Genomic DNA, 20,801 nt, shown 5'->3' with positions numbered 1-20,801 from the left:
CGTGAGTTGGCTCTGAGCGCCCGGCGCTGCAGCCGCATCGAAAACCCAAGAGATTTGAACCCAACATTGTGTTGAATAGAGGAAATCGCATCATGAAAAAGAATATCGCTCGCTTCGCCTTTACCGCCGTGACCGCGCTGTGGGGCGCGCAAGCGCTGGCCGCCGAGCCGGTGACCGTCACCGTGGCCGCGTCGCCGGTGCCGCACGCGGAAATCCTGGAAGCCTTGAAGCCTACCCTGGCCAAGCAAGGGGTCAAGCTGGAGGTGAAGGTGTTCAACGACTACGTGCAGCCCAATCTGCAAGTGTCCGAGAAGCGTCTGGACGCCAATTTCTTCCAGCACATTCCCTACCTGGACAAGTTCAACAAGGACCGCGGCACCAAGCTGGTGGTGGCCAGCAAGCCGGTGCATATCGAGCCGTTCGGCGCCTACTCCAGCAAGTTCAAGAAAGTGGCGGACCTGCCCAAGGGCGCGACCGTGGCCATTCCCAACGATCCGACCAATGCCGGCCGCGCCTTGCTGCTGCTGGACCAGGGCGGCGTGATCAAGCTGAAGGACCGCACAAATCTGTATCCGACGGTGAAGGACATCGCGGCCAACGCCAAGCAGGTGAAGATCAAGGAACTGGAAGCCGCAACGCTGCCGCGCGTGCTGCCGCAGGTGGATCTGGCGCTGATCAACGCCAACTACGCGCTGGAAGCCAAGCTCAATCCCAAGCGCGACGCGTTGTTCATCGAAACCACCTCGCCGTACGCCAATCTGCTGGTGGCGCGCGCCGACAACAAGGACAGCGCCGGCGTGAAGAAACTGGCCGCCGCGCTGGCCAGCCCGGAAGCGCGCAAGTTCATCGAGAGCAAGTACCAGGGCGCGGTGATCCCGGCGTTCTGAGCGGCAGGATGAAGATCCGCCCGGCTGTCCGGGTTGGAACGAAAAAGCCCCGCCATGCGGGGCTTTTTCATGTTGGCGTGTTCAGCGCTGGCTCAGCCTGCCGCGAGATCGGCCGGTTTTTCGCCGGTCAGGAAATAGCGGATGGTTTCGCTGACGCTGCGCATCGCGTCGCCGAAGGGCAGCGGATCGGCGCCGCGGAAGAACAGGCCCTTGCTCACTTCGCCGCGGAAGGCGGCGGCCAGCTTGAGGTCGATGCAGAACTGGCCCATCTTGGCCACGCCGTCGCGCAGGCCGCAGGCGCTCAGACAGTTCAGGCTCTGGGTGCAGCGCGCCGGGTCGGCCTTGGCATTGGCCTGCAGCTTGGCTTCGCGTTTCAGATAGCTCTTCAGGAAGGGGGTCAGCACGCCGCGCGCCGGCAGGCCGGCCACGCTCATGAATTCGGCGATGTCCTGCGGCTTGGCCTCGGCCAGCGTGCGCTTGAAGTTATCGTGGGCATCGCCCTCGCGGGTAACGGCGAAGGCGGTGCCGATCTGCACCGCCGACGCGCCGAAGTCCTGGATGCAGGTCTTCATCTTCTCGAAACTGTTGATGCCGCCGGCGACGATCAGCGGGATGCGCTCGCTCTCCAGCTGCAGGCTCTTGAACAGCTGGCGGGTTTCATCCAGCACCTTCTGGAAGCTGAAGCGCTCGGCGTCGAGCTCGCCTATGCTGGCCGCGCCCAGGTGGCCGCCGGCGTGCTTGGGATGCTCGATGACGATGGCGTCCGGCAGCCGGCCTTTTTTCATCCAGCGCTTGAGCACGATGCCGATGCCGCGTGCCTCGGACAGGATGGGGATCAGCGCCACCCTGGGGAAGTCGGCGGTCAGCTCGGGCAGGTCCAGCGGTAGGCCGGCGCCCATCACCACCGCATCGGCGCCGGATGCGCAGGCCTGGCGCACATAGTCCGGGTAGGAGGCCACCGCCTTCATCACATTGACCGCCACCATGCCCTGGCCTTGGGCATTGGCCAGCGCGCCGCGGATCTCGCGATCCAGCGCGATCAGATTGAGCCGGTCCAGTTCCGCCTGGCCGGCGGCGTATTGCGATTGCTCGACCAGGTCGGCGTGCAGATGGCGCAGATCGACGCTGGCCACCGTGCCCAGCGCGCCAGCGCGGGCGACATGGCCGGCCAGGCTCTTGGCGGAGACGCCTATGCCCATGCCGCCTTGCACGATGGGGAGCAGCGCGCGGCCGCCTATCAGGAGCGGGGAATAGCGGGAGAGATTTGTGGTCATTTAGCAACGTTGCCGCGGTGGGTGAAAAAACAGCTCGATGCTAAGCGCCGGTGGCTTAAGAGTCTTTGCTCTAGAGCAATAAATAAGGACTGGATTCTTTCTATTTACGAAAAAAGATCATCCACTCAAGGACTTGTTTTGCCATGAGAATGATATGAGGTAGTGCAAGCTTTTGATTTCAGTAAGGATATTCTTACAGTAAGAAATTTCAGAAATCAACAAATGACAATTGAATGTATTTTTGATTGAAAAAGGGTTGCAGTGGCTTTTTTGTGTGCGCGGCCAAAAGGTTTTTTTGCCAAGGCACTAGCACGGCATAGAACTCCATTTCCTGTCCATTTGGTCAGATTTCGCTGTGGAAACCAGCACTTACAGTGCTCCCACCGCAAGAAAAACGGACTAGGAGAGAGTAATGGCGCATTTTTTCCCCATCGGACTAGGCGATATGTTGGTCGATCGAGTGAATGGAACCAACTGGGAGATCGATTTATTGAAATTTCGCCATCTTGTTTTCCGTGAGCAACTGAACTGGGTGGCGCCTAGCGTGGATGGCCTGGACCGCGACGAGTATGACGGTTTTTCCGACAATTTGGCGGTAAGGGATACGCAGGGCGTGTTGGGCTCGGTGCGGCTGACTCATGGCACGCGGCCTTTCATGATAGAGAGAGAGTTTTCTCGTTTGCTGGCTCCCGGCGAGAGCATCAGCAAGGGCGAGAGCGCGGCAGAAATCACCCGCTTCGCCGTCGACAAGCGCGCTTCGCCGCAACGGATGCGGGAGGCCGGACGGCTGTTGTATTTGAGCCTGTTGGAGTGGTCGCTGCTGCGCGGGGTCAAGCGGATGTACTTCGTGGTGGAGCCGGTGTTCTACCGGCATATCGTGCGCATGGGCTTCCCGGTGGTGCCGGTGGGCGTGCCCATGCATCTGGATGGCGGAGTGCTGTCGATGGCGGGCTATGTCGATTGGCCGCAGGCGGAGCCGGAGTTCATCCTGGGCTTGCGCAAGGGCATCAAGGCGCCGCCGGAGCGCTCCCGCGCCTGGTACGAGTTTGAAACGCGGCATGCCGCGGCCTCGATGCCGTTCTGATTGAAAAACAAGGCGACAGCCTGTTCAAAGCCCAGCGAATCAAGGGCGAGGCAAGGCCGGTGGCAATGCGCGTTCCTGTGCTCAGCAAGCAACATTCCATGGCGCATGGCAGCCTTTGAACAGGCTTTAGCCTGTAAATCCAAAGTTGGAACGGGGGCTAAGGGCCGGTGACGACCAGGCCGGGTGGCGGCAGCAAATGCATGCCAAGCACGATGGCGTGAGTGCGGTTATTGGCGTTCAGCTTGCGGATGACGTTGGCGACGTGGAATTTCACCGTGCGTTCGCTGATGTCCAGAATGGTGGCGATTTCCCAATTGGTCTTGCCGCGGCTCATCCAGTGGAAAATGTCGTATTCGCGCTGCGACAGCGGCATGGAGCTGGGAGTGGCCGGCGGCAGATTGGCCACGCGCACCGCGGCTTGGTGCAGATGGGGCGTCAGACAATCCAGCATGGCCACCAGATTGCTGTCATGGGCGGTTTCGCTGCCGCTGAGCGAGAAGATGCAGCCCAGATTGTTGCGTTGCGACACCGCGCTGAAGCTCAGGCCGTCACCCAGGCCCACCGACGAAGCTTCCGCGATGAATTTCTTCTCGTCCTTGCCCTTGGCGCGGCTGAAGCGCTCATTCCACGCCACCGGACCCTGCCCCAGGTGGATGCGCAGAATCGGATCGCACTGCGAGTAGTTTTCCTTCATGTACTGCTCGGTCCATTCGACCGGATAGCTGACGTTCAGCACGCGTTCCAGGCGCTGGATCTGCTGTTGCTGATTGACACGTCCCAAGGCCAGGACGATGTGCTCGGAAGGCGCATGGCTGATGATGAGGTCAAGGAAAGCCCTGAGCTCGGCTTCGGTTTCGATTTGTCCGGCAAGGTGAATCCATTCCAGCAATGTCCATTGCTGACTCGCAGACAAACCGCTGGGCAGCGGCCGTGCTATCGCGGAATTTGAGATGACCATGAGCAAATCTTTCTTGATCTTGTGGTTTTACGCTGCTGGATAGTAGCCCACATGCAAAAGGCATGGGAAGCGCTAACTCCTTGTTCTGGTGCTAAGAACAGCGGCTGTTGCATTCGTCGCCGACATTATAACAAATTGCCTGTCCAAAAATCCGTAAGTGGAAATAATTATATTGATCAATGGCTTATTTGATGCTATTCGGCCCAGTCGAATCGGGAGGGAGGAGCGGGGCGCCGCGCGGGCGGCGCGTGATGAGGGCTGGGGTACTGAACCTTCTGTCAGTGTTCCCGGTAGCTGAAATGCTGGAACAACGGCGCGATTTCTTCTAACAGGGCCGGCGCCGGCCAGCCGGGAGGCGTGGCGGCCAGCGCCGAGGACGGCGGTGGACGCAGTTGTTGCCAGTGGTAGTCGCGCACGCCCTGCGCCGCCAGTCGGCGCGCCAGTTCGGCGAGCTGCGCCTCGTCGTGCCAGCGCGGATGTATGGTGCTGCGGCACTCGAATTGACTGTTGTTTTGCAACAGCAGCTGCAGCGATTGCCGCGCTTGCTCGCCGCTGCGCGGCAGGCCGGTCAGCGCCGGGTAGGCGTCGAAGCCGGTCTTGATGTCCAGCCCAACCCAGTCCAGCAGCTGCAGCGCCTGTTGCAAGCGTTGCGGATAGGCGCCGCCGGAGTGCAGGCCGGTGGCGAAGCCCAGTGCCCGCGTTTGCTCCAGCAGCGCCGGCAGCGCCGGTTCCTGCAGCGGCTCGCCGCCGGAGAACACCACGCCATCGAGCAGGCCGACCCGGCTTTGCAGCCAGCGCAGAATGTCCGGCCAGCGCGTTTCGCCGTTGCCGCGCCGCAGCAGGTGCGGGTTGTGGCAATAGCCGCAGCGCCATGGGCAGCCGGACAGGAATACCACCGCGCACAGCTTGCCGGGCCAGTCGCAGCTGGAGAACGGCGTCAGCCCGCCGATGCGGGCCGAGGCGGCGTCAGTTGCCGGCGGTTTCACTGAAGCAGACCCGTTCATCGAACTCGCCGCGCTTGCCGATATTGAAGGATTGCACCGGGCGGTGGTAGCCCATGACCCGGGTCCACACTTCGCAGCGGGTGCGTTGTTCGTCGCGGAGCGGGGCGGCGTCTTGGTCGGGGATGCGGAGGGGAGGCGTCATGCGGTTTCCTTTCTTGAGGTCAGGCTTGCTGGCGAGCCAGTTGTTCGGCGTCGCAGCGCGGGCAGAATTCGTGATGGCCGGATAGATAGCCGTGCTTGGGGCAGATCGAGAAGGTCGGCGTCACCGTGATATAGGGCAGGCGGAAATTGGACAGCGCGCGCCGCACCAGCTCGCGGCAGGCCTGGGCGCTGCTGATCGCCTCGGTCATATAGAGATGCAGCACGGTGCCGCCGGTGTATTTGCGCTGCAGTTTCTCCTGGCGTTGCAGCGCTTCGAACGGATCGTCGGTGAAGCCCACCGGCAATTGGCTGGAGTTGGTGTAATACGGATGGGCGTCGCTGCCGGCCTGCAGAATGCCGGGGTAGCGCTTGCGGTCTTCCTTGGCGAAGCGGTAGGTGGTGCCCTCCGCCGGGGTGGCTTCCAGGTTGTACAGGTGGCCGGTGCTTTCCTGGAATTCGACCATGCGCTGGCGAATGTGGTCCAGATAATCGCAGGCCAGTTGGTGGCCTTCGTCGCTGGCGATGTCGATGCGGTCGGCGCTGAAGTTGCGGATCATTTCATTGATGCCGTTGACGCCTATGGTGCTGAAGTGATTGCGCAGCGAGCCGAGGAAATGGCGGGTATAGGGATAGAGGCCATCGTCGATGCGCGCCTGCACTTCGGCGCGTTTTTTCTCCAGCGCGTCGCGCGACAGTTCCAGCAGGCGGTCGGTTTCGGCGATCAGCGCTGGGTAGTCACCGGCGAAGCGATGGCCCAGGCGCGCGCAATTGAGGGTGATGACGCCGACCGAGCCGGTCTGCTCGGCGCTGCCGAACAGGCCGTTGCCGCGCTTGAGCAATTCGCGCAAGTCCAGCTGCAGCCGGCAGCACATACTGCGCACCATTTGCGGCTCCAGGTCCGAATTCACGAAGTTCTGGAAATAGGGCAGGCCGTATTTGGCGGTCATTTCGAACAAGAGATCGGTGTTCTCGCCGTGCCAGTCGAAATCGCGGGTGATGTTGTAAGTGGGAATCGGGAAGGTGAAGGCGCGGCCCTTGGCGTCGCCGGCCAGCATCACTTCGATGTAGGCGCGGTTGATCATCGCCATTTCGCGCGCGCAATCGCCGTAGCGGAACGGCATTTCCTCGCCGCCTATCACCGGGATCTGCTCGGCGACATCGTCCGGGCAGGTCCAGTCGAAGGTCAGATTGGTGAACGGCGTCTGAGTGCCCCAGCGGCTGGGCACATTGAGGTTGTAGATCAGTTCCTGGACGCACTGGCGCACCGCCTCATAGCTCAGACCGTCTTTTTTGACGAAGGGGGCCAGATAGGTGTCGAAGGAGCTGAAGGCCTGCGCGCCGGCCCATTCGTTTTGCAGGGTGCCGAGGAAGTTGACGATCTGGCCGCAGGCCGAGGACAGGTGGCGCGGCGCGGCGGATTCCACCTTGCCGGGAATGCCGTTGAAGCCGTTTTGCAACAGGGTGCGTAGCGACCAGCCGGCGCAGTAACCGGACAGCATGTCCAGGTCGTGGATGTGCAGATCGCCCTGGCGGTGGGCGAGCGCGACTTCCGGCGCCAGCACCCGCTCCAGCCAGTAATTGGCGGTGAGCTTGCCGGCGATGTTCAGGATCAGGCCGCCCAGACTATAGCCCTGATTGGCGTTGGCATTGACTCGCCAATCGGCGCGGTCCAGATATTCATCGATCGCGGCGATGGCATCGACCGGAGCAGTAGGCGCGGAAGCAGTATTCATTGCTATATATAGTGATGGTTCCGAATGGGTTCCACTATAAATAGTGTTTTGTCGCTTGTGTCGCGCAGATGGCGATAACTTGATGCGGATCAAGCGTCGGGCAACTAGTAATAGTGGTTGGGCATTTTGTCTTGCATAGATATTGTGTTTTTCCGGCTGGAGATGCTGGTGCTTGGTCGCGAGGCGTGGCTGGCGGCGGGAGGCGATCTGGGGGCTGGCGTTCAAGCGCGCAGGAAAGCTCTGTGACGCGTCATCGGCATATTGTTGCCAACTTGATGCGGTTTCATTGAGTCTGTTGCAACAAACTCATGGCATTCGGACTGAATCGGGTGCATACTTGGATTGCATAGAAAATAGTGCAATGTATTTTCAACTATGTAGTAAAAATAATATGACAAAACGCGCTACGCGGGCGGTGCAGCGGGGAAGCTGCGTGGTAGGCCTGTTTCAGGCGTGAGTTTGTCGCGAAGATGCATTCAGAACAATTTGCAAGTTCTCCTTTAATCGCCTAAGGGTTTGGTGTACCCTTTTTAAAGAGATACTACTTAATAATGTTATCAGCATTGTCAAATCCCCCCAGGCTGACTGGCATAAAAAGGGTGAGCAATGCCGAGCCTGGAACATCCCTGATATGGACACCTTAAAAGCATTGATGGTCTTCATGACCACGGCGGAAAACGGCAGTTTCTCCGACGCCGCGCGCAAGCTCGGCGTGTCGCCGGCCGCCATCAGCCAGAGTATTGCCCGCTTGGAGCAGGAGTTGGAGGTCCGCCTGTTCAACCGCACCACGCGCCAATTGACGCTGACCGAGGACGGACGCCGTTTTTACGCTCAGTGCCGCGGTCCGGTGAACAATCTGGATTCGGCGATCAACCAGCTCAAGGCCAGCCGTGACGAACCAGCAGGCCATCTGCGGGTCAGCATGCCCAATTCCTTCGGCCGGCGTTTCATCCTGCCCATCATGGGCGAGTTTTGCGAACGTTATCCCAAGGTGCGCGTGTTCTTCGGCCTGGACGATCATTTCAGCGACCTGATCGAGGACGGCTACGATGTGGGCGTGCGTTCCGGCATGATGCCGGACAGCCGCATGGTGGCGCGCAATCTGGCGCAGATGCCGCTCTACGTGGTGGCTTCGCCCGGGTACTGGGACTTGCATGGCCGTCCCAGCGCGCCGGAGGAGTTGAGCAACCACGATTGCATCAACTTCCAGTTCCCCACGTCCGGACGCTTGTTCAAATGGGAGTTCGACCGCAAGGGCGAACGCATTCCGCTGGAGGTCAACGGCACTTATACCTTGAACGAGATGGAGGCGGTGGCCGAGCTGGCGCGCCTAGGCATGGGCGTGGCCCAACTGCCGGGCCACGAGGTGGTGCACCTGATCCGTTCCGGTGAACTGGAGCCGGTGCTGACCGATATGGTGTCGCTGGAGCGTTCCATATACATCTGTTTCCCGCATCGCGACCATATCGCGCCGCGTACCCGGGTGTTCGTGGACTTCGTGGTGGAGAAGCTGGCGGACCATCCGGACATCATGGCGGACCTGCCGGGGCTGGATCTCAGCGCCAAACGCAAGGCGGCGCAGAAGAACGCCGTCTGAACTTCGGATTCGGCAACAAAAAAGCCAGCGCTCGCGCTGGCTTTTTTGTTGCCGTTTTCCAACGCGGATAGCTGGGCGAGCGCTGGCGGCATCCTCCTTTCGGCTAGCTGTTGTTAATTATAATGAGCGAGTGTATTGTATTTTTATACAAATCATGAACGAAGCCGCCGCGCGCCCAATAAGCCCCGCCGCGTCCGGCTCGCCAAGGAGACTGCCATGAACGCGCCGGCCCGACTGGAACACACGAGCTCTTATTACGCCGCATCCGCCCATCCCGCGCCGATGCGCCCGCCGCTGCAGGGCGTGCAGCAAGTGGATGTCTGCGTGATAGGCGCCGGTTATACCGGCCTCTCCACCGCGCTGCACTTGGCCGAGCGCGGCTATCAGGTGGCGGTGCTGGAGGCGGCGCGGGTGGGCTGGGGCGCATCCGGACGCAACGGCGGCCAGATCGTCAACAGCTACAGCCGCGACATGGACGTGATCGAACGCCGCCACGGCAAGGCGGCGGCCACGGCGCTGGGCGCGATGGCTTTCGAGGGCGGTCGCATCATTCGCGAGCGCATCGAGCGCTACGGCATCCAGTGCGATCTGAAAACCGGCAATGTGTTCGCCGCCTTCACTCAGAAGCAGCTGGACGAACTGGCGGCCAAGAAGCGGCTGTGGGAGAGCCATGGCCATACCGGCCTGCAGTTGATCGACCGCGAGGGCATGCGCGGCATCGTGGCGTCGCAGCAATATGCCGGCGCCTTGCTCGACAACTGGGGCGGCCATCTCCATCCCTTGAACCTGGCGCTGGGCGAGGCGGCGGCGCTGGAATCGCTGGGCGGGCGGATTTTCGAGCAATCGGCGGCGCTGAAGATTCATCCCGGCGGCCGGGTGCGGGTAGAGACCGCCTGCGGCGAGATCAGCAGCCGTTTCCTGGTGGTGGCCGGCAATGCCTATCTGGGAGAACTGGTGCCGGCGCTGGCGGAAAAGAGCTTGCCCTGCGGCACCCAGGTGATCACCACCGAGCGCCTGCCGGAGGCGTTGGCCAAGAGCCTGCTGCCGGGCGATCACTGCGTGGAGGATTGCAACTTCCTGCTGGACTACTACCGGCTGACCGCCGACAACCGGCTGTTGTACGGCGGCGGCACCGTCTATGGCGCGCGCGATCCGGGCGAGGTGGAGCGCTTGATTCGTCCCAAGATGTTGAAGACTTTCCCGCAGCTGGCCGATTACAAGATCGAGTTCGGCTGGACCGGCAATTTCTCGCTGACGCTGTCGCGGCTGCCGCAGGCCGGGCGCATAGGCGACAATATCTATTATTCGCAAGGCTGCAGCGGCCATGGCGTCACCTATACCCACCTGGCCGGGCGCTTGCTGGCGGAGGCGATAGACGGCGACAGCGCGCGCTTCGACCATTTCGCCGGCCTGCCGCATTACCCCTTCCCTGGTGGGCGGGCGCTGCGGGTGCCGATGCTGACGCTGGGCGCCTGGTGGTATGGCTTGAGGGACCGCCTGGGGTGGTGAGTCATTCCTCCGGAGCGAGGCGGCGCTCGCGGCTGGCGCTGCCGGCCTCGCCCACCACGCGGTTGCGGCCGGCGTTCTTGGCCGCGTACAGATACATGTCGGCGCGGTGCAGCAGGGTTTCCGGCATATCGTCCAGAGTCTGGGTGGCCACGCCTATGCTGGTGCTCAGATGCTTCACCGCCGGCAGCTCGGTTTGCGCCAGCCGCTGACGGATATCGTCCGCCAGCGCCAGCGCGCCGGTCTGATCCGTTTCCGGACAGATCACCAGGAATTCGTCGCCGCCCCAGCGCACCACGGTGTCCAGCTGGCGCGCGCGTTTCTGCAGCAGTTGTCCGAAAGCGGCCAGCACCTGGTCGCCGGCCAAGTGGCCGTAGTTGTCGTTGACGTCCTTGAAATGGTCGATGTCCAGCAGCAGCACCGAGAATGGCCGCCGGGTGCGGTAGGAGCGCTCGGTTTCGCGGTCGAGGATGGTGTTGGCCTGGCGGCGGTTGGCCAGGCCGGTGACCGCGTCCTGGCCGGCGATGGTGTTCAGTTCCTGCAGCATGGCGTGGGATTCGCGCGCGCGGCGATAAGCGAATAGCGCCAGCGACAGCACCAGATTGACGCACAGCACCAGCGCCAGGCCCATGGTATGACTATGGTCAGCCGGCGCGGAAGTCAGCTGAAAGCGGTCGGCCAGCCAGAAAATCAGCAGATTGGCCAGCAGCAGGATGACCAGGTCTAGTAGGATCAGCCGTGGGCTGAACAGGCGTGGCTTCATGGGGCTTGGGCCGTTTCCGATGATGGCAAGCCGCCGGGAGGCGGCTTTGCTTTGTGTTTATTCTTTTCGGATTAGCCCAAACTTGGCCCGGCCACAAGCCGCGCGCGCGCTCGGCGCTCAGGCGGCCATGAAGCGCGCCAGCGGCGTGGCGCTCCAGTCCACGCTGTCCAGCAGGTTTTTGACGATGAGTCCCAGCTCGGTATCGCCCTCGATCTGCAGTTTGCGGTGGAAGAACAGTGTGTCCGGGTCTTCCTCGCGCAGCATCATGCGGGCGAAGTCTGCCAGCGTCGCCGACAAGCGCAGATCGGCGTCGCCGTCGGCGGAGTCGGCGTGGAAGCCTTGAGCGTCGGCGCGGAAGCGCAGCGTCAGGCCGGCGTCCAGCACGCGGATGGCGAAGCGGCGGCCGGCCAGCAGTTCCATTTCCGCCGGCAGCACGCCGCGGCGCGCCAATTGGTTGAGGCTGGCCGCCAGCAGCCAGGCTGGCGGCGTGGCCGGCAGCCGGGACAGCAGCGTGGCCGCGGCGGAGGGCAGGGCGAGATCAGGAATGCGCATGCGATGCTCCTATGGCTTGATTGCCGGCCTGGCCGCGCCAGTAGCCGTCCACCAGCGCCCCGTCGGCGAACGGGCTGCTGGCCGCGTGCTGGGCGGCCGGATCGGCGCCGTCCAGCGCCTGGCGGAACAGCGCGACGATGTCGCCGGTGGCGCGGGACTGCGGGCTGATGCGCACCGCGCCGGCGCCGGCGGCGGCGAGTTCGGTCAGGTGCGGCAGCAGGCTATGACAGCCGGCGGACAGGGTTTGAATGCCGTTGAGAGTGAGGAAGTCCTGCTGGTCCTGGGTGCGCATGGCCAGGCCGTCCGGGTGGTCCAGGCAGCGGAATTGGCAGTCGTCCTTGCTCAGATTGTAATGGCGGGCGGTGAAGCAGCGCGCCGACAGCGCCAGCGGCAGCTTGCCCCAGGCGAAGACTTCGGTGGCGATGGGCGCGCCGATTTCGGCGTAGCGGGCGAGCAGCTCGGCCAGCGTGGCGCGGTCCATTTCCACCGGCGGCACCCAGCGTTCGGCGCCCCAGCCGCGGATCAGCTTCAGGGTGTCGGCGTTGTAGATGTTCAGATGCGGGCCGGCGACGAAGGGCAGGCCGTGTTCGCGCGCCAGCTTGATCGCGCCCAGGTCGTTGGCCTCCAGCGCGATGTCGCCGTTGGCGGCCAATTGGCGCGCGCGGCGCAGGTCGGATTCGCTTTCCAGCAGCGCCTGGCAGCTGAGGGTGACTTGTTTGCCGGCGGCGCTCAGATCGCGCGCCAGCGAGATCCAGTCCTGCGGCCGCATCTGTTGGCGGCGCGAGCACACCACTTCGCCCAGGTAGATGCGGTCCAGCGGCCAGTCGGCGGCGGCGGCGTAGAAGTCCAGCAGGGTGTCGCGCGGCCAGAAGAACAGCACCGGCCCCAGCGTCAGTTGCAGATTGATGGTAGTCATAGGCGGCTTTCTGCGCGGGCGGCGTTCATTTCCATGGCCGGTTGTAGGCGCCCAGCGTTTGCTGTTGCCCTTCCGACACCTTGTCCAGCGCCTGGTGCCAGGCCGGGCGCGACTGGAAGCGCGCGCCGTCGCGGCCGGCGGCGTCCAGCGCTTCGCGCAGCGCGCGCGTCACCTGGGCCACATAGGCCGGGCTGCGCTGGCGGCCTTCCACCTTGATCGCGGCCACGCCGCTGGCGATGATCTGCGGCAGCATGTCCAGCACATTGAGGCTGGTGGGTTCTTCCAGCGCGTAATAGGTTTCGTCTCGCACTTCGAAACGGCCCTTGCACAGCGTCGGATAGCCGGCGGGCTCGTCGTCGCGGTAGCTATCGATCAGGATGTCGTTGAGGCGGGCGTTCATGCACCGCTCACCGGGCTCCCAGCGCACGAATTTGGCTGGCGAGCACACGCCGTGGGTATTCGGCGATTCGCCGGTGGCATAGCTGGACAGCTGGCAGCGGCCTTCCACCATCACGCACAGGCTGCCGAAGCCGAATACTTCGATCTCGACATCGGTGTGCTCGATCACATGGCGAACCTGGTCCAGCGTCAGCACCCGCGGCAACACCGCGCGGCGGATGCCGAACATGTCGCGCGCCAGATTGATGGCTTCGTAATTGGTGGCCGAGCTTTGCACCGACATGTGCAGGCGCAGCTGCGGATGGCGTTCGGCGGCGTAGGCCATCAGGCCCAGATCGGCCAGGATCAGCGCGTCGGCGCCCAGCGCCGCGCCCTGGTCCACCGCCGCGCGCCAGCGGCTGGAGTCGCCGCCCTGGGCGAAGGTGTTGATCGCCAGCAGCACTTTGCGGTTGTGGCGATGCGCATAGGCGATGCCTTCGCGCGCGCTGGCGTCGTCGAAGTTCAGCCCGGCGAAATTGCGGGCGTTGGTCTGGTTTTTCAGGCCCAGATAAACGGTGTCGGCACCGTTATCCACCGCGGCCTTCAGCGCCGGCAGGCTGCCTGCGGGGCAGACCAGCTCGGGCAGGGATGTGTGCAGAGCCATCTTGGTCGGTCCGGTTCAAAACCCGCCGACAATAACAAGCCCCGCGTCGCGGGGCCTTGTTCTGGGTCAAGCGCGGGCGGAGGGCTCGGCGTTTGTTTGCGAGCTGGGGCGTTGCGCCTCGCGACACACGCTTGATCGTAGCCGGCTTGCTAGAAGAACGGCACCACCATCTTGGTCTTGGCCACCAGCAGGATGTAGAGCACCGTCGCCAGCGCGCAGATGAAGGCGATCAAGCGGGTCTGCTTGGTTTTGCCGCGGCGCAGCGCGATGGTGCCGAGCACGATGTACAGCACCAGGCCGGCGAGCTTGGCCAGCAGCCAGGGACTTTGCAGAACCGGCCAGCCGCCCATCACCACCAGCGCGATGGCACAGCCCAGCAGCAGGGTGTCGATCACGTGCGGCAGGATGCGCAGCGGCTTCAGCGCCAGGATGTGCTGTTTGCCGCTCAGCATCAGGCCGCCGCGCGCGGCGAACAGCAGAATCGACAGATAGGCGAAACCCATATGGGCGTGTTTGACGATCAGGTAAGGGTACATGGGTATCCCAAGTTAATTGGTTGGACGGCGCTTAACGGTAGCGTGCCCATAATACCCGCGCCGCGCCCGCTTGCGGGTTCGGCGTGCCGCCGCCTTCGCCCGGCAAACCGTTCTGACCGCTGATGTCGATCACGGTTTCCGCGCCCAGGCTGTTCAGCGGCCGAGAGGGTGGTGGACTGCCGGGCGGCCGGCTTTGCAGCGCGGCGCTGACCGGTCCGAAGATATGGGTGCTGCCGGCGGTGTCCAGGGTGTCGCCGGCCAGCACCGCGCCATGGATGCGATTGCTGGCGCCCAGCTTGATCTTGCCGCCGCTGAAGGCCTGGGCCGCGTCGTAGCCGCCGGCCAGCAGCGCGATCCCCAGCAGCGGCGATTCGCGCAACGCATTGCGGTCCACGCTGCAGTGGTTCAGCGGGTAGGCGTCCGGAAAGTCCGGACTGCGGCACACACGCGCCGCACCGGCCTGGCGCAGGCTCCACAGTTCGACATTGCTGCTGGTTTCGATATGGCCGGTGGCGAGGATGGCGTTGTCCAGCCTGCCGTACAGGGACAGATTGCCTTCGAACAGCACCACGCCGGGCAGCATGCCCTGCGGCGGCTTGAGTTTCAGCAGCCACTGTTGCGCATTGCTGCCACCCAGACAGCTTTCCGCGTCGCTTTCGCACAGGCGCAAGACCGGCTGGCCGGAGACCGGCGCGCAGCGCTTGCCATCCGGCTGCAGCGCCGGACACAGATCGTTGCGCTGCCAGTCATCGGCGCGCTGCCGGCCCAGCCGGTAGACCGCGCCGTCCGGCACGCCGGCCATATGCTGCAGCCTGATCCGGATGCGCTGCAGCGTGTCGGCGGAGCGGTCGGCCGGGTCCCAGTAAATGATGAGATTGGCCGCGTCTCGGTAATCGTTGGCGTTGATGCGGGTGGCGCCGAGGCGGAATTCCGGCACCGGCTCCAGCGGCACTTTCAGCCCGGCCTGGTGACGCACCCGCACCGTGCCCGGCGGCAGTTGGCGCGGTTGGCCGGTGGCGTCGAAAATCTGCGCGCCGTTGTGGCTGAAGGCGCCGCCGATGATACCGTCGTCGATATTGGCGTTGCCGCGGCTGTCGAGCTGGCCCTGGGCGCGCAGCGCGTTCAGGCGGTTGCTGCTGCTGGTGCGCACATCGCCCTGGCTCAGTAATTGCGCGGAAATGGCGACGTTGGCGGCCAGGGTTACATCGCCGATGGCGGCCAACCGGCCCACCCGCTCACCGCTGCTGCTGACCGCGCCATTGGCGGCGGCGGTTTCCACATCGCTGCCGCTGCCCATGGTGATGTTGCCGCGCGCTTTCAACGTCAGGAACTGACCGCTGTTGACGCGGATGTCGCCATTGCTCCACAGGCTGAGCGGGGCCTGACCGTCTTCGCGCGCCGGGTTGCCCTGGAACAGGATGTCGCCGGTGGCCTGGATCGCGCTGACGCCGATCAGGCTGCCGCTGGTGTCCACCGCGCCTTCCACTTGCAATAACGCGTCCTTGGCGCCGGTGACGCGGATATTGCCGCTGGTGGACAGGCCGCCGCGGATCTGCGCCGCCGCGTTGGCGCTGGGGGGTACGGGCGCGCCGCCCAGTTGATAGACCACTTCCAGCGTGACACTGGCGTCGTCGCTGCGCGCGGTGATCCACGCGGAAACCTTATCGTCTTTGACCACGGCGCCGGCGGCGCGCGGGGCCGGCAGCAGTTTGATCCGGAGCGCGTCGGCCAGCGCGCGGCTTGCCACCGGCAAGCTGGCGCGGTCCAGGTTGAGCTCGGCGCCGTCGTGCTCCAGCGCGTCGATCTGCTGTGGCGTCAGCGCCGACAAGTATTGCCGCACCAGCTCCACGCCGGTCCAGGCGCGCCACTGCGCCTCGCTATTGCCGCGCAGCGAGCGGGTCAGTTCCTGCTGGCCGCGCAGATGGTGCATGCCGCCCAGCGCCAGCGCGGTCAGGGCCATGCCGGTGAGCAGCACCATCAGCACCGCGGCGACGCCGCGCTGGCGGCGCGGGAGGGAGGTAGGCTTCATGTCGGGTCCGCCAGATTGGTCAGGCAACTGGCGAAGCTGCGGATTTCGTCCCGTTGCGTGTCGCGGTAATTGAGCAGCAGCAGGGGATAGGTCTGGCTGGCCGTGGCGGCGGCGTAGGGCCAGCAGGATTGGGTCAGCCGCAGTTCCAGGCTGAGCCGGCGCCGCGCCGGCAGCGGGCTACTCAAGGCGCGCGCGCGCCACTGCGACGCTTGCGCCAGCGTGTCGTCCAGATTGGCGCAGGCGTCGGCCTGCAGCAGGTAGAGCGTGCTGGCCTGGCCGGCCGCGCCCAGGCTGGCCACGCCGCGGCAGGCGTAAGCATTGGCGTCCAGGCTGGGACGGTAGCGCCATGCCGCCGCATTGGCGGTGCCGGAGGCGGCCGGCGCGATGCTGAGCGCGGTGATCGTGCCGTCGGCGTCCACGCGCAAATCGCTGAGCGACAGCAGCTGCAGGTTTTGTCCACGGCCGCCGGCGGCGCCGAAGCCGGCTTCCTGTGCCTGCTGCTGCACGCTGAGCAAGGCCGCCATCAGTTGGCCGTCCTGCTGCGCCAGGCTGGCGCTGCCTTGCTCCGGATGGAACAGGCTGCGCGCGGTCTGGCGATACAGCGTCAGCATCGCCAGCGTGGTGATCAAGGCCAGCAGCATGCCGATCAGCAGCTCCAGCAGAGTGAAACCGGCGGCGCGCTTATTCATGATTGCTCAGGGAGAGAGGGGCGGAGGCCGCATCGCGCACGCTCAGGGTCTGGCCGCGCAGCCTGGCGTTGGCGGCGATCTCGGCGCCGCCGTTCTGCGGCTGCCCGCGCAGCGTCACCGCTGGCACGGTGTTGCAGTTCAGACGGGCAGTGGCGGCGACGCCGCTGGCCAGTTGCCAGTCGCCGGCGCTGTCGCAGGGCAGCGTGCCTTGCTGCAACTGCTCCCGCGCCTTGCTCAAGGCCAGCGCATGTTGTTGCAGCTGTTGTTGGCTGCCCAGGCTGCGCGCGTTGACGAAGACGATGCCGAGGCCGGTCAGCATCAGCAGCAGCATGGCGATCAGGCTTTCCAGCAGGCTGATGCCGGTTTGAGCCTTATAAGTCACCGCTGAGCTCCTGTTGGGTGCCGCGAATGCAATACGCGAGCCGCGTGCCGCAATCGACACCGGCCGCCTGGATCGGTAGCGGCTGGCCCCGGTTGTCCAGCGCCAGGCATTGCGCGGCGGGCGCGGCCTGGCAGTGCTTGGCCAGCGTCACCGGCCGCGGCGTGACGCCGCGCCAGATGGCGGCGCCCTGGCAGTGCGCGCCCTGAGTGCCGCTGGCCGGCGTGCCGGCGAACACGCACAGCTGGCCTTCCGCGCTGGCCATCAGCACCGCGGCGGCTTGTTCCGGCGGGGCCGCTTGCGGATTGCTCAGCGCCGCGGCCTGGGTCTGGGCATAGGCGCGGGCCAGTTGGCTGCGGCCCAGCGCCAGCTTGTGCGCGTCGCTCCAGCCCTGGGCCAGCGGCACGCTGAGCAGGGCCAGCAGGGCGATCAGGGCCAGGGCCGCGCACAGTTCCATCAGCGTCAGTCCGCTTTGGCGACGCGGTGGGCTCACCATTGGGTTTGACATGCGGCGCTGCTGGTATTGGCGCTGTGGTCGGCGCCGTTGAGCTGCAGCACGCAACCGGACAGCTGGGCGCTGACGCCGCTGGCGGTGAGCAGGAAGGACGCGCCCTGCGGCTGGTAGCGGTAGCTGAATTCCGCTTGCGCCGGCTGCCAGCTGGCATTGCCCAGCGCGGAGCGGATGGCGCTGGCGTTGTCGGCGCTGGCGGCGGGATAGCTCAGATGCAGCAGTTTGTGGTTTTCCAGCGCCAGGCTCAGCGCCATCAGGTCGCTTTTGGCGGTATTGGCCTTGGCCGCCTGCACATGGCGTTGGTAGGAGGGCACTGCCACCAAGAGCAGGATGCCGACGATGGCGGCCACCACCATCATCTCGATCAGGGTGAAGCCGGATTGGCGTTGCGGCCGGGCGGGTGAGCTCACGACAAAGCCTTGACAGGTAAATGTCATATTTTAGCGTTATTGGATTTATATTGGTATTGATTGGCATCAATATGCCATTAGTATTCCTGGCGAAGAAACAAAGCGGCGCGGCCACCGGCTTGACGCGGCAGGATCTGCCACGCGGCGTTGGCCGCCGCCGGCCGGCCACGGATGCTACACTTGGGCTGATTTCACCACCACCGATTTTTCGCATGCTGCTTCTTTACCAGTCCAACCGCTTGGAGCAACTGGGTCAGTTGTTTTGCGGCATGAGCCAGAGCCTGCCGTTGTCCGACCCGTTCGCGCCGGAAACCGTGATCGTGCAAAGTCGCGGCATGGGGCGTTGGATCACGTTGGATCTGGCGCGCAGCAATGGCGTCGCCGCCAATCTGGACTTTGTGCTGCCGGCCGCTTTCGCCTGGCGGCTGATGCAGCGGGTAATGCCGGAATTGCCGCGCAAATCCTCGTTCGCGCCGGAAGTGCTGAGCTGGCGGCTGATGGAACTGCTGCCGACCTTGCAGGGCGAGCCTTTTCTCGCCTTGTTGCGCTATCTGGAAGGCGGCGAGGCGGCCTGCTTCGAGCTGGCCGGCAAGGTGGCGGACATCTTTGACCAATACCTGGTGTTCCGGCCGGACTGGATCCGCGCCTGGGAGGCGGGCCAACTGCTGGGCCTGGGCGATGATGAAGCCTGGCAGGCCGCGCTGTGGCGCCGTTTGGCTGCCACCGATCCCAGCCGCCACCGCGTGCGCATGCTGGACGAGTTCTTCGCCGAACTCACGTCCGAGCATCTGCCGGAACGGGTGACGCTGTTCGGCATCGCCAGCCTGGCGCCGATGTATCTGGCCCTGGTCAAGCGCCTGGCCCAGCTCACCGATGTCTGCCTGTTCACCCTCAACCCCTGCGAAGCGTACTGGGGCGACATCGTCGATGCGCGTCGCAAGCTCAAGCTGCAGCAGAAGGGGGATCTGTTCGCCACCGAGGGCCATCCCTTGCTGGCCTCGCTGGGCAAGCAGGGCCGCGACTTCTTCGAACTGATCGCGGAGGACAGCGAACTGGACGCGCGGCCGCTGTTCGCCGCGCCGAACGGAGACAGCCTGCTGGCGCGGCTGCAGCGCGACATCCTGCAGTTGAACGATCCCAAGGACGCGCCGCGGCCGCTGGCGCCCGGCGACGACTCGGTGCAGATCCACGCGGCCCATGGTCCGATGCGCGAGCTTGAGATACTGAAGGACCGGCTGCTGGCGATGTTCCGCGACGAGCCGGGCCTGAATCCCGCCGACGTGGCGGTGCTGACCCCGGACATCAATAGTTACGCGCCCTATATCGACGCCGTGTTCGGCGCCCGCGCGCATGAGGATGCCGCGCCGGACATCCCCTACAGCATCGCCGACCGCCGCATCGTGCGCGAGGAACCGTTGCTGGCCAGTTATGCCGCGCTGCTGGATCTGGCGGACTCCCGTTTCGCCGCCGACCAGGTGCTGGCGCTGCTGGATGCGCCGGCCTTGCTGCGCCGTTTCGGCCTGGGCGACGCCGACGTGCCCTTCATCCAGCAATGGGTGCGGGAATCCGGCATCCGCTGGGGGCGCGACGCCGCGCACAAGGCGGCGCTGGGCCTGCCGGCCGATCCGTTGTTTACTTGGCGCTGGGGCCTGGACCGGCTGTTGCTGGGCGCGGTGCTGCCGCCGGCGCTGGCCGGCGACGACAGCGGCCTGTTCGCCGGCTTGCTGCCGCATGGCAGCGCCCAGGGCCAGCTGGCGGAGGCGCTGGGACGCTTCTCCGCCTGCTATCGCGAGCTGGAGCGCGTGGCCGAGGAATGGGCGCGGCCGGCGAGCCCGGCGCAGTGGGCGGAGCGCTTGCAGCAAGCTTGCGAGCGCCTGTTCGACGCCGACGCCGACGAGGAGAACGCGTTGGAGACACTGCGCGCGGCCTTGGCGGAACTGGCGACGGACACTGAGCTGGCCGGTTTCGACCAGGCGCTGGGCCTGCCGGTGGTGCGCGATTGGCTGAAGCGCAAGCTGACCCAGTCCTCGCCGCTGGGCTTTCTCTCCGGCGGCGTTACCTTCTGCGCGATGGTGCCGATGCGTTCCATCCCTTTCCGGGTGCTGTGCCTGATCGGCATGAACGACGGGGCCTATCCGCGCGACGAGCGCCCGGTCAGCTTCGACCTGGTGGCGCGCCATCCGCGCCGCGGCGATCGTTCGCGCCGTTTCGACGACCGTTATCTATTCCTGGAAGCGATTCTGTCGGCGCGGGAAAAACTGTATCTGTCCTATGTCGGCCAGTCCGCCCGCAGCGGCGAGCCGCTGCCGCCGTCGCCGCTGATCGCCGAACTGCTGGATTGTTTCTCCTCCATGTGCGGGCAGGATCTGGCGCGGGAACTGACGGTGCGCCATCCGCTGCAGCCGTTCTCGCCCGCCGCTTACGATGGCGTGGACCCGCGGCTGGCCAGTTTCGAGCCCACTTTCGCCGCCGCGCTGGCTCAGCCCTTGACCGCGCCGCGCCCCTTCGCCGGTGAGCTGCCGTCGGCGGCGTTCAGCGGGGTGGTCAATCTGCATGATTTCATCCGCTTCTGGCGCAACCCGGTGCGCGCCTGGCTGGCGGACCGGCTGGCGATACGGCTGTTTGGCGGCGAAGATGAATTGCCGGTGCGCGAGCCGTTTGCGCTGGATGGCGACGCCAGCCGCGCGGTGCGCGCGCAATTGGTGGAAGCGATGCTGCACCGTCGTCCGCAAGCGCCGGTGCGCGAGCGCGTCGCCGCCGCCGGCCTGCTGCCGCCGGCGGCGCTGGGCC

At 64.8% G+C, this 20,801-nt stretch carries 20 protein-coding genes; 5 read left to right on the top strand and 15 right to left on the bottom strand.

Annotated features, from left to right (window positions below; genetic code table 11):
- Positions 1-92 precede the first annotated feature (92 nt).
- On the top strand, positions 93-887 hold the full coding sequence (locus LQT98_RS07500; RefSeq protein ID WP_231461734.1) for a MetQ/NlpA family ABC transporter substrate-binding protein: 795 nt from the start codon (positions 93-95) through the stop codon (positions 885-887).
- Between the two features lie 92 nt (positions 888-979).
- On the opposite strand, the gene LQT98_RS07495 is transcribed toward LQT98_RS07500, so the two are convergent.
- Positions 980-2,161, bottom strand: a complete 1,182-nt coding sequence (locus LQT98_RS07495) for an NAD(P)H-dependent flavin oxidoreductase (protein WP_231461732.1) — start codon at positions 2,159-2,161, stop codon at positions 980-982.
- Positions 2,162-2,573: 412 nt separating this feature from the next.
- Here LQT98_RS07495 and LQT98_RS07490 point away from each other — a divergent pair, with 412 nt between their 5' ends.
- Positions 2,574-3,245, top strand: coding sequence for an acyl-homoserine-lactone synthase (locus tag LQT98_RS07490; RefSeq protein ID WP_048408635.1), 672 nt, complete (start codon positions 2,574-2,576; stop codon positions 3,243-3,245).
- Positions 3,246-3,402: 157 nt separating this feature from the next.
- Here LQT98_RS07490 and LQT98_RS07485 read toward each other — a convergent pair whose 3' ends face one another.
- The 4 genes from LQT98_RS07485 to LQT98_RS07475 all read right to left on the bottom strand — a co-directional run bounded on the left by LQT98_RS07485 (position 3,403) and on the right by LQT98_RS07475 (position 7,081).
- Positions 3,403-4,203, bottom strand: a complete 801-nt coding sequence (locus tag LQT98_RS07485) for a helix-turn-helix transcriptional regulator (protein ID WP_082150892.1) — start codon at positions 4,201-4,203, stop codon at positions 3,403-3,405.
- 278 nt (positions 4,204-4,481) lie between these two features.
- Positions 4,482-5,189: an anaerobic ribonucleoside-triphosphate reductase activating protein gene (locus LQT98_RS07480; RefSeq protein ID WP_231461730.1), complete on the bottom strand. Its 708-nt coding sequence runs from the start codon at positions 5,187-5,189 to the stop codon at positions 4,482-4,484.
- Positions 5,170-5,349 carry an anaerobic ribonucleoside-triphosphate reductase gene (gene nrdD, locus LQT98_RS24030; RefSeq protein WP_269325966.1) on the bottom strand — a complete coding sequence of 60 codons (180 nt, stop codon included), beginning with the start codon at positions 5,347-5,349 and terminating at the stop codon, positions 5,170-5,172. The genes LQT98_RS07480 and nrdD overlap by 20 nt, the downstream gene beginning before the upstream one ends.
- 19 nt (positions 5,350-5,368) lie before the next feature.
- Positions 5,369-7,081: a ribonucleoside triphosphate reductase gene (locus tag LQT98_RS07475; RefSeq protein ID WP_048408639.1), complete on the bottom strand. Its 1,713-nt coding sequence runs from the start codon at positions 7,079-7,081 to the stop codon at positions 5,369-5,371.
- A gap of 631 nt (positions 7,082-7,712) precedes the next feature.
- On the opposite strand from LQT98_RS07475, the gene LQT98_RS07470 reads away from it, so the two are divergent.
- On the top strand, positions 7,713-8,678 hold the full coding sequence (locus LQT98_RS07470; RefSeq protein ID WP_048408640.1) for a LysR family transcriptional regulator: 966 nt from the start codon (positions 7,713-7,715) through the stop codon (positions 8,676-8,678).
- A gap of 216 nt (positions 8,679-8,894) precedes the next feature.
- Positions 8,895-10,187 carry an NAD(P)/FAD-dependent oxidoreductase gene (locus LQT98_RS07465; protein WP_231461728.1) on the top strand — a complete coding sequence of 431 codons (1,293 nt, stop codon included), beginning with the start codon at positions 8,895-8,897 and terminating at the stop codon, positions 10,185-10,187.
- A 1-nt stretch (position 10,188) separates the two neighbouring features.
- Here the strand turns inward: LQT98_RS07465 and LQT98_RS07460 are convergent, their stop codons facing one another.
- The 10 genes from LQT98_RS07460 to LQT98_RS24025 all read right to left on the bottom strand — a co-directional run bounded on the left by LQT98_RS07460 (position 10,189) and on the right by LQT98_RS24025 (position 18,011).
- Positions 10,189-10,947 carry a GGDEF domain-containing protein gene (locus LQT98_RS07460; protein ID WP_231461726.1) on the bottom strand — a complete coding sequence of 253 codons (759 nt, stop codon included), beginning with the start codon at positions 10,945-10,947 and terminating at the stop codon, positions 10,189-10,191.
- Positions 10,948-11,064: 117 nt separating this feature from the next.
- Entirely contained in the window at positions 11,065-11,499 is a 435-nt protein-coding gene (ubiT, locus tag LQT98_RS07455; RefSeq protein ID WP_048408642.1) for a ubiquinone anaerobic biosynthesis accessory factor UbiT, read from the bottom strand.
- Positions 11,486-12,415 (bottom strand): U32 family peptidase, encoded by a 930-nt coding sequence (locus tag LQT98_RS07450; protein ID WP_231461725.1) that lies wholly within the window; start codon positions 12,413-12,415, stop codon positions 11,486-11,488. Before LQT98_RS07450 ends, ubiT begins: the two co-directional genes overlap by 14 nt.
- 25 nt (positions 12,416-12,440) lie before the next feature.
- On the bottom strand, positions 12,441-13,457 hold the full coding sequence (gene ubiU / locus LQT98_RS07445) for a ubiquinone anaerobic biosynthesis protein UbiU (protein ID WP_231461724.1): 1,017 nt from the start codon (positions 13,455-13,457) through the stop codon (positions 12,441-12,443).
- 149 nt (positions 13,458-13,606) lie between these two features.
- Complete coding sequence (locus tag LQT98_RS07440) at positions 13,607-13,993, bottom strand: SirB2 family protein (RefSeq protein ID WP_048408644.1); 387 nt, start codon at positions 13,991-13,993, stop codon at positions 13,607-13,609.
- 31 nt (positions 13,994-14,024) lie between these two features.
- Positions 14,025-16,022 carry a hypothetical protein gene (locus LQT98_RS07435; protein WP_231461723.1) on the bottom strand — a complete coding sequence of 666 codons (1,998 nt, stop codon included), beginning with the start codon at positions 16,020-16,022 and terminating at the stop codon, positions 14,025-14,027.
- Positions 16,019-16,711, bottom strand: a complete 693-nt coding sequence (locus LQT98_RS07430; RefSeq protein WP_231461722.1) for a prepilin-type N-terminal cleavage/methylation domain-containing protein — start codon at positions 16,709-16,711, stop codon at positions 16,019-16,021. The genes LQT98_RS07435 and LQT98_RS07430 overlap by 4 nt, the downstream gene beginning before the upstream one ends.
- A complete protein-coding gene (locus LQT98_RS07425; protein ID WP_048408647.1) occupies positions 16,704-17,093 on the bottom strand; it encodes a hypothetical protein in 390 nt (129 codons plus the stop codon). The genes LQT98_RS07430 and LQT98_RS07425 overlap by 8 nt, the downstream gene beginning before the upstream one ends.
- A complete protein-coding gene (locus LQT98_RS07420) occupies positions 17,083-17,598 on the bottom strand; it encodes a hypothetical protein (protein ID WP_156183745.1) in 516 nt (171 codons plus the stop codon). Before LQT98_RS07420 ends, LQT98_RS07425 begins: the two co-directional genes overlap by 11 nt.
- Entirely contained in the window at positions 17,580-18,011 is a 432-nt protein-coding gene (locus LQT98_RS24025) for a type IV pilin protein (protein WP_053074236.1), read from the bottom strand. The genes LQT98_RS07420 and LQT98_RS24025 overlap by 19 nt, the downstream gene beginning before the upstream one ends.
- Before the next feature lie 212 nt (positions 18,012-18,223).
- Here LQT98_RS24025 and recC point away from each other — a divergent pair.
- Positions 18,224-20,801, top strand: a 2,578-nt coding sequence (recC, locus tag LQT98_RS07405) for an exodeoxyribonuclease V subunit gamma (protein WP_231461721.1), incomplete at its 3' end; no start/stop codon positions are given.

Source organism: Chromobacterium aquaticum, assembly GCF_021129195.1.
In the GTDB taxonomy this organism is placed as follows: domain Bacteria; phylum Pseudomonadota; class Gammaproteobacteria; order Burkholderiales; family Chromobacteriaceae; genus Chromobacterium; species Chromobacterium aquaticum.
Note: the sequence above shows the minus strand (reverse complement) of the source record. Positions and strands in the feature narration are given on the sequence as shown.